At 39.7% G+C, this 16763-nt stretch carries 16 protein-coding genes; 1 reads left to right on the top strand and 15 read right to left on the bottom strand.

The genetic code is table 11. The features are described from left to right. Window positions 1–28 precede the first annotated feature (28 nt). From FLEMA_RS73310 to FLEMA_RS73250, 13 genes are all read right to left on the bottom strand, one after another. On the bottom strand, window positions 29–1045 hold the full coding sequence (locus FLEMA_RS73310) for an NADH-quinone oxidoreductase subunit G (RefSeq protein WP_044173274.1): 1017 nt from the start codon (window positions 1043–1045) through the stop codon (window positions 29–31). Window positions 1046–1261: 216 nt separating this feature from the next. Continuing rightward, window positions 1262–2602 carry an NADH-quinone oxidoreductase subunit NuoF gene (gene nuoF / locus FLEMA_RS73305; protein WP_044173273.1) on the bottom strand — a complete coding sequence of 447 codons (1341 nt, stop codon included), beginning with the start codon at window positions 2600–2602 and terminating at the stop codon, window positions 1262–1264. Between the two features lie 49 nt (window positions 2603–2651). Continuing rightward, the gene (locus FLEMA_RS73300) at window positions 2652–3689 is read right to left on the bottom strand and encodes a phytanoyl-CoA dioxygenase family protein (protein ID WP_052354228.1); all 1038 of its coding nucleotides are present in this window, start codon (window positions 3687–3689) and stop codon (window positions 2652–2654) included. Between the two features lie 44 nt (window positions 3690–3733). Beyond that, window positions 3734–4228 (bottom strand): NADH-quinone oxidoreductase subunit NuoE family protein, encoded by a 495-nt coding sequence (locus FLEMA_RS73295; RefSeq protein WP_044173271.1) that lies wholly within the window; start codon window positions 4226–4228, stop codon window positions 3734–3736. Window positions 4229–4377: 149 nt separating this feature from the next. After that, complete coding sequence (locus FLEMA_RS73290; protein WP_044173269.1) at window positions 4378–5613, bottom strand: NADH-quinone oxidoreductase subunit D; 1236 nt, start codon at window positions 5611–5613, stop codon at window positions 4378–4380. Between the two features lie 72 nt (window positions 5614–5685). Further along, window positions 5686–6186 (bottom strand): NADH-quinone oxidoreductase subunit C, encoded by a 501-nt coding sequence (locus FLEMA_RS73285; protein WP_044173267.1) that lies wholly within the window; start codon window positions 6184–6186, stop codon window positions 5686–5688. A 54-nt stretch (window positions 6187–6240) separates the two neighbouring features. After that, the gene (locus tag FLEMA_RS73280) at window positions 6241–6789 is read right to left on the bottom strand and encodes an NADH-quinone oxidoreductase subunit B (protein ID WP_044173265.1); all 549 of its coding nucleotides are present in this window, start codon (window positions 6787–6789) and stop codon (window positions 6241–6243) included. Window positions 6790–6899: 110 nt separating this feature from the next. Then, window positions 6900–7268 (bottom strand): NADH-quinone oxidoreductase subunit A, encoded by a 369-nt coding sequence (locus FLEMA_RS73275; RefSeq protein ID WP_044173264.1) that lies wholly within the window; start codon window positions 7266–7268, stop codon window positions 6900–6902. A gap of 294 nt (window positions 7269–7562) precedes the next feature. Continuing rightward, window positions 7563–8921, bottom strand: a complete 1359-nt coding sequence (locus FLEMA_RS73270; protein WP_044173262.1) for a neutral/alkaline non-lysosomal ceramidase N-terminal domain-containing protein — start codon at window positions 8919–8921, stop codon at window positions 7563–7565. Between the two features lie 70 nt (window positions 8922–8991). Further along, window positions 8992–9702 (bottom strand): Bax inhibitor-1/YccA family protein, encoded by a 711-nt coding sequence (locus FLEMA_RS73265; RefSeq protein WP_044173260.1) that lies wholly within the window; start codon window positions 9700–9702, stop codon window positions 8992–8994. 92 nt (window positions 9703–9794) lie between these two features. Beyond that, a complete protein-coding gene (locus tag FLEMA_RS73260; protein ID WP_044173259.1) occupies window positions 9795–11108 on the bottom strand; it encodes a Gfo/Idh/MocA family protein in 1314 nt (437 codons plus the stop codon). A gap of 22 nt (window positions 11109–11130) precedes the next feature. Beyond that, the gene (locus tag FLEMA_RS73255) at window positions 11131–12075 is read right to left on the bottom strand and encodes a formylglycine-generating enzyme family protein (RefSeq protein ID WP_044173257.1); all 945 of its coding nucleotides are present in this window, start codon (window positions 12073–12075) and stop codon (window positions 11131–11133) included. Window positions 12076–12253: 178 nt separating this feature from the next. After that, on the bottom strand, window positions 12254–13285 hold the full coding sequence (locus FLEMA_RS73250; RefSeq protein ID WP_052354227.1) for an FAD:protein FMN transferase: 1032 nt from the start codon (window positions 13283–13285) through the stop codon (window positions 12254–12256). Window positions 13286–13388: 103 nt separating this feature from the next. Here FLEMA_RS73250 and guaB point away from each other — a divergent pair, with 103 nt between their 5' ends. After that, entirely contained in the window at window positions 13389–14858 is a 1470-nt protein-coding gene (gene guaB, locus FLEMA_RS0148795) for an IMP dehydrogenase (protein WP_026997048.1), read from the top strand. Window positions 14859–15068: 210 nt separating this feature from the next. Here the strand turns inward: guaB and hemE are convergent, their stop codons facing one another. Both hemE and FLEMA_RS73240 read right to left on the bottom strand, forming a co-directional pair. Continuing rightward, window positions 15069–16094, bottom strand: coding sequence for a uroporphyrinogen decarboxylase (hemE, locus tag FLEMA_RS73245; RefSeq protein WP_044173256.1), 1026 nt, complete (start codon window positions 16092–16094; stop codon window positions 15069–15071). Between the two features lie 141 nt (window positions 16095–16235). After that, a complete protein-coding gene (locus tag FLEMA_RS73240) occupies window positions 16236–16676 on the bottom strand; it encodes a thioredoxin family protein (protein ID WP_081681375.1) in 441 nt (146 codons plus the stop codon). Window positions 16677–16763: the final 87 nt, after the last annotated feature.

Genomic DNA, 16763 nt, shown 5'->3' with positions numbered 1-16763 from the left:
TGCCTAAAGCTTTGTGCTTTCTAAATAACTATTTCAATTGTTTTTGTGGTTCTAAGAACGAACGGTCACGAGTATCGTCGATTTTCTTATATTGCTCTGCCGCTTGTTTTAGTGGGAAAGCTGGCTTTATTAGATTACTACCATATTTGTTAGCCGAAATAACCGAATGACGAGCTACCTTTGTTGGCCCTTCGATTATCCAATCAGAAGTTTTCTTACGCTCGAAACGACAAGTATTACAGATAAATTCTTTTACCTCGCCCCATTCGTTTTTACGAGCTGTGACTCTGATAACTTCATCGCCACGATACCACAAAGTTACATTACCCGAGCACTTTTCACAATCGCAGTGTGCCTCTACAGGTTTTGTAAACCAAACACGATTTTTGAAACGATAAGTTTTGTCGGTCAATGCACCTACAGGACACACATCGATTACGTTTCCAGAGAAATCGTTATCAATGGCTTTCTCGATATAAGTACTGATTTCGGCATGGTCGCCACGGTGCATTACCCCATGCACACGGCCTTCTGTGATTTGGTCGGCAGTGTACACACAACGGTAACAAAGCACACAACGATTCATGTGTAGCTGGATATACGGCCCCAAATCGTGTTGTTCAAATGTATTACGCTCTTCGACGGTACGTGTTTTTGACACACCATGCTCAAAAGCAAAATCTTGTAGATGACATTCGCCAGCCTGGTCGCACACAGGGCAGTCGAGCGGGTGATTGAGCAACAAAAACTCAACAATACCTTTGCGTGCTTCTAACACTTGCTCGTTGACAGTATTTTCTACAATCATACCATCTTGTACCTGAGTAATACAAGAAGGAACGAGTTTGGGCATTGGACGAGGGTCTTTCTCAGAACCTGCAGTTACTTTTACCAAACAAGCACGGCATTTACCGCCAGAGCCTTTGAGTGGTTCATAATAACACATCGCAGGAGGTGCAATATGTGGGCCAATCTTACGAGCAGCCTGCATAATGGTTGTACCTGGTTCTACGTCAATTGTGATGTTATCAATAGTTACTTTCATCTTTCTCTAATTTGAGAATTTGATAATTTCAAAAGTTAAAAAGTATTTTTTAAACCTTAAAATTATCAAATTTTATAGATTAAATATTTTTGCAAAATTTGATATTCGATAATTATGCGTTTTCCAACGCATCAATGAAATAGAATAAACTTGTTTAAGGCTGCTATTTCTTCATTTGCATTTTCAAATTAGCATACTTTCAAATTTTCAAATCAATTACAACGTCCAGCTTGCTCCTTCACGCATAAATACAGCACCTGGTTGTGTTGCTTTTTCTGGGTTTTTCACATGCCACTCAAACTCGTCGCGGAAGTGACGAATGGCAGCAGCTACTGGCCACGCAGCAGCATCGCCCAATGGACAAATGGTATTTCCTTCGATTTTCTTAGCTACATCTACTAGCAAATCAATATCTTCCATGCGCCCTTGGCCGTGTTCTATACGGTAAAGAATTTTATCCATCCAGCCTGTTCCTTCACGGCATGGCGAACATTGCCCGCATGATTCATGGTGATAAAAACGGCCAAATGTTAAGGTATTGTGAACAATACAAGTAGTTTCGTCCATCACCACAAATCCACCCGAACCTAGCATTGTACCTGTAGCAAAACCCCCATCGGCAAGAGATTCGTAAGTCATCAAGCGATTTTCGCCATTAGTAGTTCTCAAAATCAACTCTGCTGGCAAAATAGGTACAGACGACCCACCTGCTACAACAGCTTTGAGCTTGTGGCCATCTCTGATACCTCCACACCATTCATCGGCATAGATAAAATCTTCGACAGTAATACCTAAAGGGATTTCATAAACTCCGGGCTTACGCACATGTCCCGATACTGAAATCAATTTTGTACCAGCACTTCTTCCCACACCAATTTTGGCATATTCATCACCACCATTGTTGACAATCCAAGAAGTAGCAGCAATCGACTCCACGTTGTTAACTACAGTTGGGCACTGATATAAACCTTTTACAGCAGGGAATGGCGGTTTGTTACGAGGATTACCTCTTTTACCTTCCAACGATTCGAGCAAGGCCGTTTCTTCGCCACAAATATAAGCTCCACCGCCAGGCTGAACATATAAGTCGAGGTCGTACCCGCTTCCCAAGATATTTTTACCCAATAGCCCTTTATCATAAGCCTCTTGGATAGCTTTTTCAAGAATGTGAATTACGTACATCAATTCTCCTCGTACATAAATATAAGAAGAATTAGCACCTAAAGCATACGACGAAACAATCATACCCTCGATAAGTGTATGAGGCGATTTCATCATTAAATAGTGGTCTTTGAATGTACCCGGTTCTGATTCGTCGGCATTACATACCAAATAGCGAGGCACACCTTCGGGTTTGGCCAAAAACGACCATTTCATCCCTACAGGGAAACCTGCACCACCACGGCCACGAAGCCCAGACTTTTTCACCTCTTCGGTTACTTCGTCAGGAGCCATTGTTTTCAATGCCTTTTCTACGGCCGAATACCCACCATGTTTGCGAAAAACATCGATGGTTTCAATACCCGGTACATCAATATACTGTGTTAATATTTTCATGTTATTACGAAATTCATTAAATCATGAAATGTTGTTTTCTGCTGGGAGATTATTCGGTCCAATCTTTTCCTTTAGCAATAATATCTTCTTGCTCTAGGTTGGAAGGATTGGCATAAATGGCTACTCCATTATAATAACTTGTTTGAGACTTTGCGTTGGGCTCCCATCTGTGTTTGGGCTGAGCCTCAACGGTTGAATAATGACAAACAAAAGATTTTCGGGTTAACAATGGATTATTGATTCTGCTACCTCCATGTGCTAAGCCTCCATGCCAAATCAATACATCACCTTTTTTAATCAACAATACTTTCTTTTGGATACCAAATTTAGCACAAATCTTATCTAAATATACCCCAAATTGGTCGGGACTAAACAATGACATACCGTGTTTGTAAAGAATTCCAGTACGTCCAAAATTAAACTTAGGTAATTTGTGCGACCCCGGATAATAAAACAATGGCCCCGAATCAGGATGAACGTCTTCGAGAGGAATCCACGCTGCTGCCAAATGGCTCGGAATACCCGAAGTTACCCAAGGGTAATCTTGGTGTGTGCCTTGTTGACTACTGTATTTGAATATTAGGCTTTGGAAAGCCGTAATTTCAGGAGCAAGTGCGGCTTTTAAAAATGCAACCACATTGGGGTGACTCATCACTTTTTTAGCTCCTACAGAGGCATTATGGTAGTCGTTGATTCTTGCACCAATTCCTTGTAATTTTTCTTTTGGAATACTCTTTAATGGGGCATCTTTCGTATTGTTGAACTGATACACCAAGGCTGTCATGTTGTACTTTTCGTGGTTTTCGATAGTTTCTTCTACCTCTTCCCACAAATTATCAAGCCAATGCTTAGGCAATACATTTTCTAAAACCACATAGCCATTTTCCCTCCAAAATGCCAATTTCTCCTTTAAATCAAAAGGTAAATTTTCATCTACTTGAATGCTTTTTAAAACTTCTTCCAAGGGTATATTTTGGTCTACCAATGGTAAGGTATCATAATCAAAATCTAACTCCTTCGTTCCAGACAAATAGTGTTTGGCTAAAAAATAGGGTCGTCTGAATGTATTCTTTAAAAAAGCTATCATAAAAGGTTATTATTAAATGGTTTTAGAGAATTTCTTAGCAAGACTTATTTTGAAAGGTCGTCAATAATTTCGTCTACCTTTTCTTTGGTCAAATTCATATAATATTTTTCACGAATTTGGAAAACAGGCCCCCATCCGCAAGCGGCCAAGCACTCTACCTCCTTAATAGTAAACTTACCATCGGGTGTAGTTTCGCCTGTTTCAATACCTAGTTTTTTCTTGAGGTGGTCGTACACTTCTACGCCTCCCATCAAACAACATGGCCCCGTGCGACAGTATTCAATTACATGCTCGCCCACAGGCTCTAAATGGAACATCGTATAGAAAGTAGCTACTTCATAAACCTCGATAGGTTTGATGCTCAATAAACCCGCTACATAATCCATTACCTCCGAGCTCAACCAACGCCATTCGGCTTGGGCCAAGTGCAAAATAGGCAAAAGAGCCGATTTTTGTTTTCCTTCAGGATAACGTTTGATAATTTTATGTACCAACTCTAATGTATCGGCTGGAAACTGAATAGTTTGTGTATTCGTCATTTTTTGATTTAGCATTTCGGAGTTACGATAAGGGCTGTCCCATTTTTTCGTTGCTCTCTTCTCTAAACTATTTTCAAAATATCTTGTTTTAGCATTAGCTTAGTGTATTGATATTCAGGAATAAAGAAATACACCACCCTAATCATTGCCTAGGCATCTAACTCCCCAGCAATTACGTTCATCGACGACATCGTTACGATAGCATCCGACAAAGTAGTTCCCTTAATCATTTCGGGAAATGCTTGGTAATAGATAAAGCATGGACGACGCATTTTTAAACGATATGGTGCACGCCCCCCGTCTGAAACCAAATAAAAGCCCAATTCACCATTGCCACCTTCTACCGAATGGTATACCTCACCAACTGGTGCATCAATTTCACCCATCACAATTTTGAAATGGTAAATTAATGCTTCCATATTATGGTAAACATCTTGCTTAGCAGGTAAATAATAGTGTGGGGCATCGGCATGATACGGCCCTTGGGGTAGGTTATCCAAAGCCTGTTGGATAATTCTTAAACTTTGCCACATTTCTTCCTCACGAACCAAGAAGCGGTCGTAGGTATCACCTTTTGTACCAACAGGAATTTCAAATTCAAAATCTTCGTAAGAAGAGTAAGGGTTCAATGCACGAACATCGTAGTCAATCCCAGCGGCACGTAAATTAGGGCCTGTAAATCCGTAATTGAGAGCTCTTTCGGCCGAAATACCACCTACATTGGTAGTTCTGTCCATAAAGATTCTGTTACGTTTTACCAATCCTTCAAACTCTAAAAGAGCCTTCGGAAATTCAGCCAATAATATTTTGATTTTGCGAATAGCTTCAGCAGACAAATCACGTTCCATACCGCCAAAACGACCCATATTGGTAGTAAGGCGAGCGCCAGACATTTCTTCGTAAATCTCGTAGATATGCTCACGCCATTGCATCACATACAAGAAGCCTGTCAAAGCACCAGTATCTACAGCAAGAATTGAGTTACAAATAATATGGTCGGCAATACGAGCCAGCTCCATCATAATTACACGAATATACTGAGCTCTTTTGGGTACATCGATACCTAAAAGCTTCTCTACTGTCATGTGCCATCCCATATTATTGATAGGAGCCGAGCAGTAGTTCATGCGGTCGGTAAGCGTTGTGATTTGGTATAAAGGGCGACGTTCGGCTATTTTCTCGAAAGCACGGTGGATATAACCTACCGTTTGCTCGGAGTCAATAATTGTTTCCCCATCCATAGTTAGGATATTCTGGAAAATACCGTGCGTTGCAGGGTGAGTTGGCCCAAGGTTGAGGGTTGTCAACTCATTGACATATTTTTTACTTTCTTCTGATTTGGCGATCCCCACATTAGGATTCGACACTAAAGCAACATCTGACATATTTCAATTGAGTGAATGAGCATTCTTATAAAAATACCGAAAGGTTCTTAACAAAAGAATACTGTCATTGATTTATCTTCCAAAAAGGGCATCAATTTTATCTTGACGAGTAGCATCTTCCAAAGGAAATTCTTTTCTCAATGGGTGATAGTCCATATCTTCTGCATTCAATACACGAATCAGATTAGGATGACCTCCAAAGATAATACCGTAAAAATCAAAGGCTTCACGTTCCATCCAATTGGCCGAAGCATACAGCCCTGTAATAGTTGGAACAACTGGAGACTGGATAGGCACATACAACTTAATGATAAGACGTACATTATTTTCAAGACTATGCAAGTGATAAATAACGCCTAATTCTTGGCCTACTGCATCAGGGAAGTGAATTCCTGCCAAGTCGGTCAGAAATTGAAACTTGAATGTTGGGTGTTGATACAAATAATGAAGAAGCGGTACAATCGTATCTACAGAAGTAGTTACGTTTAATAAACCGTAATTTTCAACAATACCGTAGATATTATCTTCTCCAAATTTAGCAACTAAGTCTTGTGCGATTTGTTCGTTTGTCATTTTTCAATGCTGAATGATAGAATGATTAAAAGAAAAGCTCTTAAACACTCCAAATTATTCGATTCCGTATGATGCTAATAAAGCTTTATATTCAGGCGACTCCCTTCTTCTTCTTTGCTCAGATTTAGCCAATTCCTGAATTTGCATAAAACCGTCCAAAATTTGTTCTGGACGAGGGGGGCATCCTGGCACGTACACATCTACTGGAATAATGCGATCGATACCTTGAAGGACAGAATAAGTATCAAAAATACCTCCCGACGAAGCACAAGCCCCTACTGAAAGTACCCATCTTGGCTCTGCCATTTGAAGATATACTTGCTTGAGAACAGGCCCCATTTTTTTAGAAATAGTACCCATTACCATTAAAATATCTGCCTGACGAGCCGAAAATGACATACGCTCTGAACCAAAACGTGAAATATCATAATGCGATGCCATGGTAGCCATAAACTCGATACCACAACACGACGTAGCAAATGGCAAAGGCCAAAGCGAATTGGCACGAGCTAAACCTACTAAGTCATCTAATTTGGCAGCGAAGAATCCTTGTCCTTCTAGTCCCTCTGGGGCATCTACCATTTTTACTGTTCTATCACTCATTGTATTATTCCTTTATGAATTAAGTTGCTGTTGGCTTGGAGCGTTCAGCTAATAGCCTTGTTTGTCAATAACTTGCTGTTAAGCACAAAGGTTTTGGAGCTTTATGCTAACTATTTCTCCCACTTCAATATACCTTTTTTCAATACGTAAATAAAGCCTGTCAATAACAGCCCCATAAATACAATCATTTCTACGAAACCATCCCAGCCTAAGTTTTTGAAATTTACAGCCCAAGGATACATAAAGATAATTTCTACGTCGAAAAGCACAAATAAAATCGCAACAAGGAAATACTTTACCGAAATAGGAGTACGCGCATCACCTACAGATTCGATACCACACTCAAATACATCATCTTTGGCTTTACTGTGTCTTTTTGGCCCTAACCAGTGTGTTGCGACCATCGTTAATACTATAAATGCAATAGCTGCCCCTAATTGGACAATAATTGGAAGGTAGTCGGAAGGTTGATAGTTCATTTCGTTTGTTTTGAGTTTTAGACTTATGCTCACCAAGGCTTCAACAGCTGATAAACCTAAGCTGGGGCTATAGTACTGAACTATTGAATAAATATACCAATTTATCTCAAAAATTCAACCTTTACCACATTCTTAGCAGTGAATCATAATTGATAGCCAATAGATGACTGCCCGCAAATGTCAACATAATCAGAGCATTCGCTGGGCTATTGTAAGCTATTTCAGAAATCAAGACGCAATTTACTCATAAAATTTACATGAAGTGATTTTTTTACTTGAAAAACCTATTAAACTTTATTGTTTTACCTCTGGGCGTTTCAATGTTTGTTTGATTATTTCTTGAAAGTAAACACCATTCTGTGGGCCATACCAATTCATGACTCGGGTTTCATAGCTATTTAGGTCGTAATGCCTGTCGTGGGTGATATACCCAACATAACTCCCATTAAAACTCGTTACTATCAAATTCAATTGATGATGTCGGGCTTCTGCCAAAACTTCGGGCATCAATTCGCCTGAATAATCACAGGGTGTTCCTAACAAAACGGTGTTTCCTATCTGAAAAACTTTTATTTCGGCTGGATAATCACCAAAGAAGGTTTGGAAAACCCAAGGCCGAAAACGCCAATTCTGTGAAACTCGAACCTGTGGTTCTCGCAAATACAGAGGCAAAGTAATTCCATTGATTTTATCGATTTTCGTTATAAAAATGTTCTTCTGAATACTCGCTATTTTTTGATAAACACCCTCCGCTACGGTATTCAATTGTTTAAAATCATCTGGCATTTCTTCGCCAATTGGCCCTGTACTTCCTACCGAGCCAGCCATAAATACCGCAAAGTCGGCCTGATTTTGCTCTAGCTTGTCTACCAATACACCGGGGTAGTCTCGCGACAATATAAGTTTATCAGCATTTAGTGTAGTAGCATGTGCCGAATAAGTACATAACAAGGCTGTTTTCCCCGACTGTTTGCGTATTTTGAGTATTCTTATGTTGGGGTCGACTGTACCTTTTCCATGTACCAAACGATTAAATATAAAGGCTTTTGCATCGGTGATACCAAAACCTACTTCGGCTGATTCTGTATTTTGTTCGGCCAGTTGTATGGCTTTTATCATTTTGCTGGCTATTTGCTCTACTACATCGGGGTGATATTTGCCTGCAAATAGTTCTCCAATGGCATTTTTACCCCAACCTCCAATACTATTATGGGTATGGGTAGCCCCCACAAATACAGTATTCCAGCTATACCCTATTTGGCTAAGTTTGGCTTTTAAGGCCAACGTTACTTCGGGCGGAATAATCAGCATATCGCACGACAAGACAGCATACTTTGCTCCTTTCTCAAAAATCAAAGCTCGTACGTATATAGAATCATGAATACTTTTGTAGGGCATTCCTTTTCTATTGCCATACCCTGCCGTTGCCAAAGGGCTATCGGGTGTGAGGTTTACTTTTGCCCAACCTACTTTTAAGTTGGTAGTATCAATTTGGGGCTGAAATACCGATCGGTTTTTGAGTAACCATTCGGTCATTTTTTGGTAATAACTTGTTGTTCGATAATCGGTTCTATCAACCCATGTAAAAGTTAGGCACAAAACCAAGACAAGGAATACTGATAAACCTAAAGCGATTTTTTTTATGATTTTCATAGCGAGGAGAGTAAAAATAAAAACTCCTCAGTCCTGAAGGATGAGGAGTTTTGAGAAAGCCCTATTTCAATTAGTTTCTTCTGTTTCCCAACAAACGAAGCAAATAAAGAAATAAGTTAATAAAATCTAGGTACAAGGTAAGTGCCCCCATAATGGCTTCTTTGTGGTCGTCGTCGGTACCTTCGTTGCCAATGATATTCATTTCTTTGATTTTTTGGGTATCATAAGCCGTTAGGCCTACAAAAATCAAAACACCAATCGAGCTGATTACCATGCCAAACATATCGCTTTTCATGAATATATTTACGATACCTGCTACAATAAGGCCAATTACGCCCATCATTAGCAAGCTTCCCCAAGAGGTCAAATCTTTTTTGGTATAATATCCATAAGCGGCCATTGCCATAAACATAGATGCCGCAATCATGAATACATAAAAAATAGAATCGGCCGTAAAAATAAAAAAGATAACCGATAGCGTAATACCATTCAATATCGAGTACAAAAAGAACCATACCGTAGCTGCTGTTGCCGACATTGTTGCCACACGCGATGACAACCACCACACTACCCCAAACTCAGCCCCTAGCATTACATAAAAAAGAATACGGTTACCAAGAATTGTTTCGGCCAAAACAGGCGTTATTGCTACCAAAAATGCTACAATACCTGTTACAATCAAGGCCGCCGACATCCAGCCAAATACTTTGGTCATATATCTCGCCTGTTCTGCCTGAATGGCTTCTTGCGAGTAATAAGGTGAATATTGATTATTTTGCATACGTGTATGAATTAAATTATTTGCCACCAATTTTGAAAAAAAATATTGTTAAAGCAAATATTATCTATTAATTCTCAGACGAACACCTTGGCCTATACATATTTGGTTTTGCCTGGTATAGCTACAGGATACAAGCCATTGGCATCGGGTTTTAATGGCATATCGGCATCCCAAGCAAATGTTTTTGGGGCAAGACTTATTCCTGAGGTAATGGCTTTGTCCCACGATACTACCTGGCCCGAATACGTTGCCATTCGCCCTAAAATAGAGGTCATCGTAGATTTAGCTCCATTTTCGGCATCTGCAAATTTGTATTGTCCTTTAGCAATAGCTTCAAAAAGCTCATCATGCTCAACTTGGTAAGGGTTAGGATCTTTTGAGGCATTGTGTTTAAAAAGTGTATTACCTTTATAATCGGCAATTTGTCCTGCATCGAACATAATTTTGCCTTTTGTCCCTACTATAAGCTCATCTACTTTTGTCCAAGTACCTTTTATATGACGGCATTGCGAGTTCATAATTGTACCATCGGCATATTCAAATTCAACGATATGATGGTCAAAAATTTCGCCATAATCTTTTCCTTTGCGTACTTCACGGCCACCTGTACCTCGGGCTTTTATAGGATAGGCATTTTTAGCCCAGTTAATTACATCAATATTATGGATGTGTTGTTCTGTAATATGGTCGCCACAAAGCCAGTTAAAATAATACCAGTTTCTCATTTGGTATTCCATTTCTGTTTGACCAGTTTTTCGTGGGTTCATCCAAACGCCATCGTTGTTCCACCACACCGAAGCCGAAACTATATCGCCAACCATACCATCTTGAAAACGTTTCATTAACTCGCGGTAAGACGTTTGGTAATGGCGTTGTAGACCAACCACCACATTGAGTTTTTTTGCTTTGGCTTTTTCGGCTGCAACCAATACCCTTTGGATACCCGCAGGGTCAGTAGCTACAGGTTTTTCCATGAAAATATGCTTACTGGCATTGACAGCTGCTTCAAAATGGATCGGTCTGAAACCTGGAGGAGTTGTCAAAATCACGACATCGGCCAAAGGTATGGCTTTTTGATACGCATCAAAACCTACAAAACGGCGTTCGGCAGGTACGTCTATTTTGGCTTTGAGGTTTTCAAATTCATCGCCTGTAATTTCTTTGTAACAAGAATCTAGGCGGTCTTGAAAGGCATCGGCCATAGCTACTAATTTTACATTTTGCTTGGTACTCAATGCCTGAATAGCAGCACCTGTACCTCGCCCACCACAGCCTATGAGTGCAATTTTGATGGTATCATCAACATTTGAGTTGAACATGCTTGCCTCTGATAAAAAGGGCGTTGTCAACAAACCTCCAGTAATAATGGAGGTATTTTTCATAAAATCTCTTCTTGTCTGATTCATAAGTTAAATATAGTATTGAGTTTTATTTTAATACATTGTCAAAAAAAGCATCTACCTCCTCTTTAGAGGGTTGTTGTAAAGGTTTTACTACCCTAAATCCTACAAAAGGGGCATCGGCATTCCACCACTTACTTTTGGGTACTTGGGGGTCACGACGATTCCAGATAGGGTCAGATTTGAGTCGGTTGGCACTTCTCAAAGCAAGGGGGTCATCTTGATAGTTACCTCCTTTTACGGTACTTTGATATCTTTTATTTTTGATTGAATAGGGGTTTTCTTCGCCCTCTTTGATTTTCTGATAAAAACTTTCATCATACTGATCTAGTGTCCACTCGGCCACATTGCCCAGCATATCGTACAAACCCCAAGGATTAGGTTTCTTTTCGCCTACATGGTGGTAATGCCCTTCGGCATTGGCTTTGTACCAAGCATATTCCCCCAAGTTTTTTTCATTATCGCCAAAAAAGAATCGGGTTGCACTTCCCGCTCGGCAAGCATACTCCCACTCAGCTTCGGTAGGTAATCTATAAAAAACACCCGTTTTGTAATAAAGCCATTTGCAATACATCAAAGCGGCGTATTGCTGCATAGAGTTGGCCGGAAAACCTCCTACTTTACCCATACCCAAGGTAAAGTCTATATAAGGTGGGCTAGGACGCGTTATGGCATCGGGCTTAGGTTCGGGGTCACGCTCTTCTTCAAAAAACAACTGATATTCGTCGTAAGTAACCTCGTAAGCTCCCATCCAAAAAGGCTGTATTTTTACGTTTACTTGTGGCGACTCATCGGCCTCGTGTCCTATTTCGGCAGCACTACTGCCTATGGTAAAAGTACCTCCTTGAATAGGTACCATTTTGAACTTGATAGCAGTATTTGGAATAACTTGTTCGTAGGCTTCTAAACGCTGAGCCTGAACAAAACAACTGGTTAATGATACAAAAAGAGAGGTTAATAACAGGTTTTTCATCTGATTGAAATGTCAATACAAGTTTTTTTCTGAGGTAAAATAATGTTTTCCTACTAAGTAAATAGCCCGTCCAATAGGTTGATTTATCTAACCTTAATATATTCACTTAACAAAAGTGAAAGAGTATCAAAAATACTCTTATCTATTATGCTTCCTATCCTGCTAAATACAGGTATGTTTACAATAACCACTGATTAAACCGCCTGTTAGTCCATTTCATTATTTTCCCTTTCCTTATTTCTGTAATTAGTACACCACTACGGGGTATTTGGTTTACCAAACGCATCGCTTTTTTTACTGACAATACACTACACGCTGTAGCGAGCCAGTCGGCTGTTGCTCCGTCGGGAGCTATCACTGTAACGTTTCTTTGATGGGTAAGTCCCAAGCCTGTTGCTGGATTTACAATATGTGAGAATTTTTGTCCTTTTATTTCCACATATTGATACATATCGCCAGAAGTTGCCACCGAAGCGTTTTGAATTTTGAGCATTTTGGGCATCAGTTGCTCAGATTCAGGCATATTTACTCCAATACTCCAAGCTGTTTTATCGGGCGGAGCTTGCCCCGTAGCAATATCGCCACCTGCATCTACCAACACACGCGGAAAGCCTGCCTTCATAAAGTAATTGACTACTTGCTGAGCTATATACCCTTTGGCAATACCCCCTAAGTCGAGTTGCATATTAGGCTTGTTGATATATACCCATTGATTGGCGGTATCTAAAACAATAGCCCCAAATCCTAAGCGATTTTGGGCTTGCAAAATCAGCGAATCGGCAGGAAAAACCTTGGCTTTACGGGCTTGTCGCCATAATTTGACCAATGGCCCAATTGTAATATCAAACGCCCCGTGACTCAACTGGTAGGCTTTTTGCGACCTTTGCAAAATGTCAATCATAGCGTTAGATACTTTTATAGGCTGAGTTTTGTGTTGGGTCAATAAACTTAATTCACTTTGAGGCAGGTAGTCGCTATAAATCAGATTGAGCGAATCAACAAGCTGATAAGCCTTTTGGGCAAGGATACTTACACCAATAGAATCTTTGGAATAAACCACAATAGAGAAAGGAGAACCCATTTTAGCCTGAGAAAAACCAAATTTCTGCCAACTATTTTGAGCAAAAACAGGGCTTGTATATAGCCCCAATACCAGAAAACAAATCTTAAAATAATAATGAATTAAAGTTGAGGTTTTCTTGTAAGACATTGAATTTCACAATTAAATAATAATGATTTTTACGATTTTCTTTTAAAAGTACAAAACTCGTCGTAAATTTGTCTGGCAAATAACAAAATCAACGCTATTTGCCATGTTAGATACATCCAAGTTCTTATATGAAGCATTAACATACGATGACGTATTGCTTCTTCCCGCTTACTCCGAAGTACTTCCAAGAGATACGAGCACCAAAACTCAGCTCACTCGCAATATCACTTTGAATATTCCAATGATTTCTGCTGCCATGGATACTGTTACCGAGGCCGAATTAGCTATTGCTATGGCTCAAGAAGGTGGAATCGGTATTATCCATAAAAATATGACCATTGCTCAGCAAGCGGCTCAAGTAAGAAAAGTAAAACGTTCAGAATCAGGAATGATTATTGACCCTGTTACTTTGACCGACGGCCAAACCCTTGGCGATGCTCATCGTATTATGCGTGAATTCAAAATTGGTGGTATTCCTGTAATCGACCATGAGGGTAAGCTTATCGGAATTCTTACTAATAGAGATTTGAGATTTCAGAAAGATATGACCAAGTTGGTCAATGAAATCATGACTAAGAATAGTTTGATTACTGCCCAAAAAGGAACGTCTCTTGATGAAGCTGAAAATATTCTACAAGAATACAAAATCGAAAAACTCCCTATCGTTGACGACAACAATAAGTTGATTGGGTTGGTTACTTACAAAGATATTCTAAAACGCAAAAGCCATCCAAATGCTTCTAAAGACTCTTTAGGTCGCTTACGTGTTGGGGCTGCTGTTGGTGTTACTTACGACTTACTCGAAAGAGTTCAGGCATTAGTACAGGTGGGTGTCGATGTTATTAGTATTGATACTGCACACGGCCACTCAAAAGGGGTAATTGATGCCTTGAAAACCGTAAAAGCTAAGTTTCCTGAATTAGATGTGATTGTTGGAAACGTTGCTACTGGCGAAGGTGCTAAAGCCTTAGCAGAAGCAGGTGCAGATGCCGTAAAAGTAGGTGTTGGCCCTGGTAGTATTTGTACCACTCGTATTATTGCGGGGGTTGGTATGCCTCAGTTAACTGCAGTTTATGAAGCAGCCAGAGCCGTTGAAGGTATGGGTGTACCAATTATCGCCGATGGCGGTATTCGTTTCTCTGGCGATATTGCAAAGGCTATTGCAGGCGGAGCTAGCACTGTAATGATTGGGTCGATGTTGGCTGGAACAGACGAAGCTCCAGGCGAGGTAATCATTTTTGAAGGACGTAAATTCAAAACTTACCGTGGTATGGGCTCGTTGGAAGCTATGGAAGATGGTTCTAAAGACCGTTATTTCCAAGATGCAGAAGATGATATTAAAAAATTAGTACCAGAAGGTATTGTTGGCCGTGTTCCTTTCAAAGGCTCGGTGGCTGAAATTCTTTATCAAATGGTTGGCGGCTTAAAGGCTGGTATGGGCTATTGTGGTGCTGGAAGTATTGAGTCGATGCAGAAAGCAAGATTCGTAAAAATTACTTCTGCTGGGGTTAAAGAAAGCCATCCTCATGATATTACCATTTCTAAAGAAGCACCCAACTACAGTGCTAAATAGATTTTGTCATCATAAAGCAAGAGGCGTAAAATTCAACATAGAATTCTACGCCTCTTCTTTTTATAGCATCGAAACCGTCTGAACTTAGCGGTTTGAAAGTACTGTAACACTACTCAGAATAAAGATTACCTTGAATATTCTCTGGTATTTTCCTGTTGGCTAGCAAATTTATTTGCTCGTTACAAAGCTTCAAACAGTTTCATTTAAACACTAATAGCTCTTTACAGTATCAATAAAGCATTTTACTTTATCAGGATTTGTGTCTGGATATACACCATGCCCTAAGTTGGCAATGTATTGTTGTTTGCCAAACTGTTCTATCATCGAAACGGTATGTTTTTTGATTTCATCAAAAGAGGCATACAATACACATGGGTCTAGGTTGCCTTGCAATGTTTTGGTATTTCCAACCAACCTTCTCGACTCAGCAATATCCATGTTCCAGTCCAAGCCTACAACATCACAGTTGAGTTTACCCATATCTTCTCGGGCAAAAAATGCGCCTTTAGCAAATACTGTTACTGGTACTTCGGTAATGGCATCACAAATTTGGGCAATATAGGGCAACGAATAGGTACGATATTGATCAGGCGAAAGAATACCAGCCCAAGAGTCAAAAATTTGTACCAAATTAGCTCCAGCGGCAATCTGAGCTTTCAGATAGGCAATAGTGGTATCTGTAATTTTTTGTAATAAAGCATGCGAAAGCTCTGTTTCAGAATAAAGAGCTTTTTTGGCTTTTGAAAAAGTTTTTGACCCTTTTCCTTCAATCATATAGCAAAGCAATGTAAAAGGTGCTCCAGCAAAACCAATCAAAGGTACACGACCATTCAATTCACGTTTTACTATTTTGATAGCATCTAATACATACTTCAATTGTTCTTCTGGATTAGCAACCACCAATTTGTCGACATCGGCCATTGATTTGATGGTTTCAGGAAAAATAGGGCCTACCTTTTCTTCCATAATATAGGGTAACCCCATGGCCTCGGGCACTACCAAAATATCTGAAAAAATAATAGCAGCGTCTACTCCCAAAATATCTACTGGCTGAATGGTTACTTCAGCGGCCATTTCGGGGTTGGTAGCTAACTGAATAAAACTACCTGCTTTTTCACGTACGGCACGGTATTCTGGCAAAATTCGCCCTGCTTGACGCATCATCCAAACGGGAACTCGCTCAACACGCTCGCCACGAGCGGCTCTCAATATTAAATCGTTTTGTAAGTTTTCCATTGATTAGTTCCAATAGAGTATCGTTTTGGTTATAACTACCTGTTATAACTAGCTCGAAGACTCTTCCGATAAATGTATTTTACAAATATACGGCAATAATTTGGTATAGGATTTTAGATATTAGGGATTAATATTTTTGCTTTACTTGATCGGCCTAAATGAAGGGTATTTACTAAGGATATTAATTAAATAATCAGGTGGGAAAAAACCTCGTAGTCTTTTTAGTTCTTTGCCTTTGTAATCTAGGACAATAGAAATAGGGTATTCAGATACATGATAGATATCGGCTACGTCCATACCTACAAATTGCTCAACATCAATAATTTTGGCTATGTACCGAAGACTCATGATAGAGGCCAGTGTCTGATCTGAGAAAGATTCATCTTCAAGTTTTTTACAAGGCTGGCACCAACTTGCCGAAAAAGTAAGAAAAATAGGTTTCTTTTGTTTTTGGGCTTCCTGTAATACTTCTTCATAGCTTCCTTGAAAGAAAGTTGCTTCCAAAATATTTTGTGAAAAACTATGTTGTGCCACTAGTAGGCCATAAGCCAAACTCAGCCCTTTGACTATCCCAATCATCATGTTGTTTCTTTTGTTGAAAAGCTAAAATTATATAAAAAAACGAGCTAGACAATCAGGTATTTTAGGGATACAAAAAAACCTCATAGC

This window comes from Flectobacillus major DSM 103 (assembly GCF_000427405.1).
Taxonomy (GTDB): Bacteria; Bacteroidota; Bacteroidia; order Cytophagales; family Spirosomataceae; genus Flectobacillus; species Flectobacillus major.
Note: the sequence above shows the minus strand (reverse complement) of the source record. Positions and strands in the feature narration are given on the sequence as shown.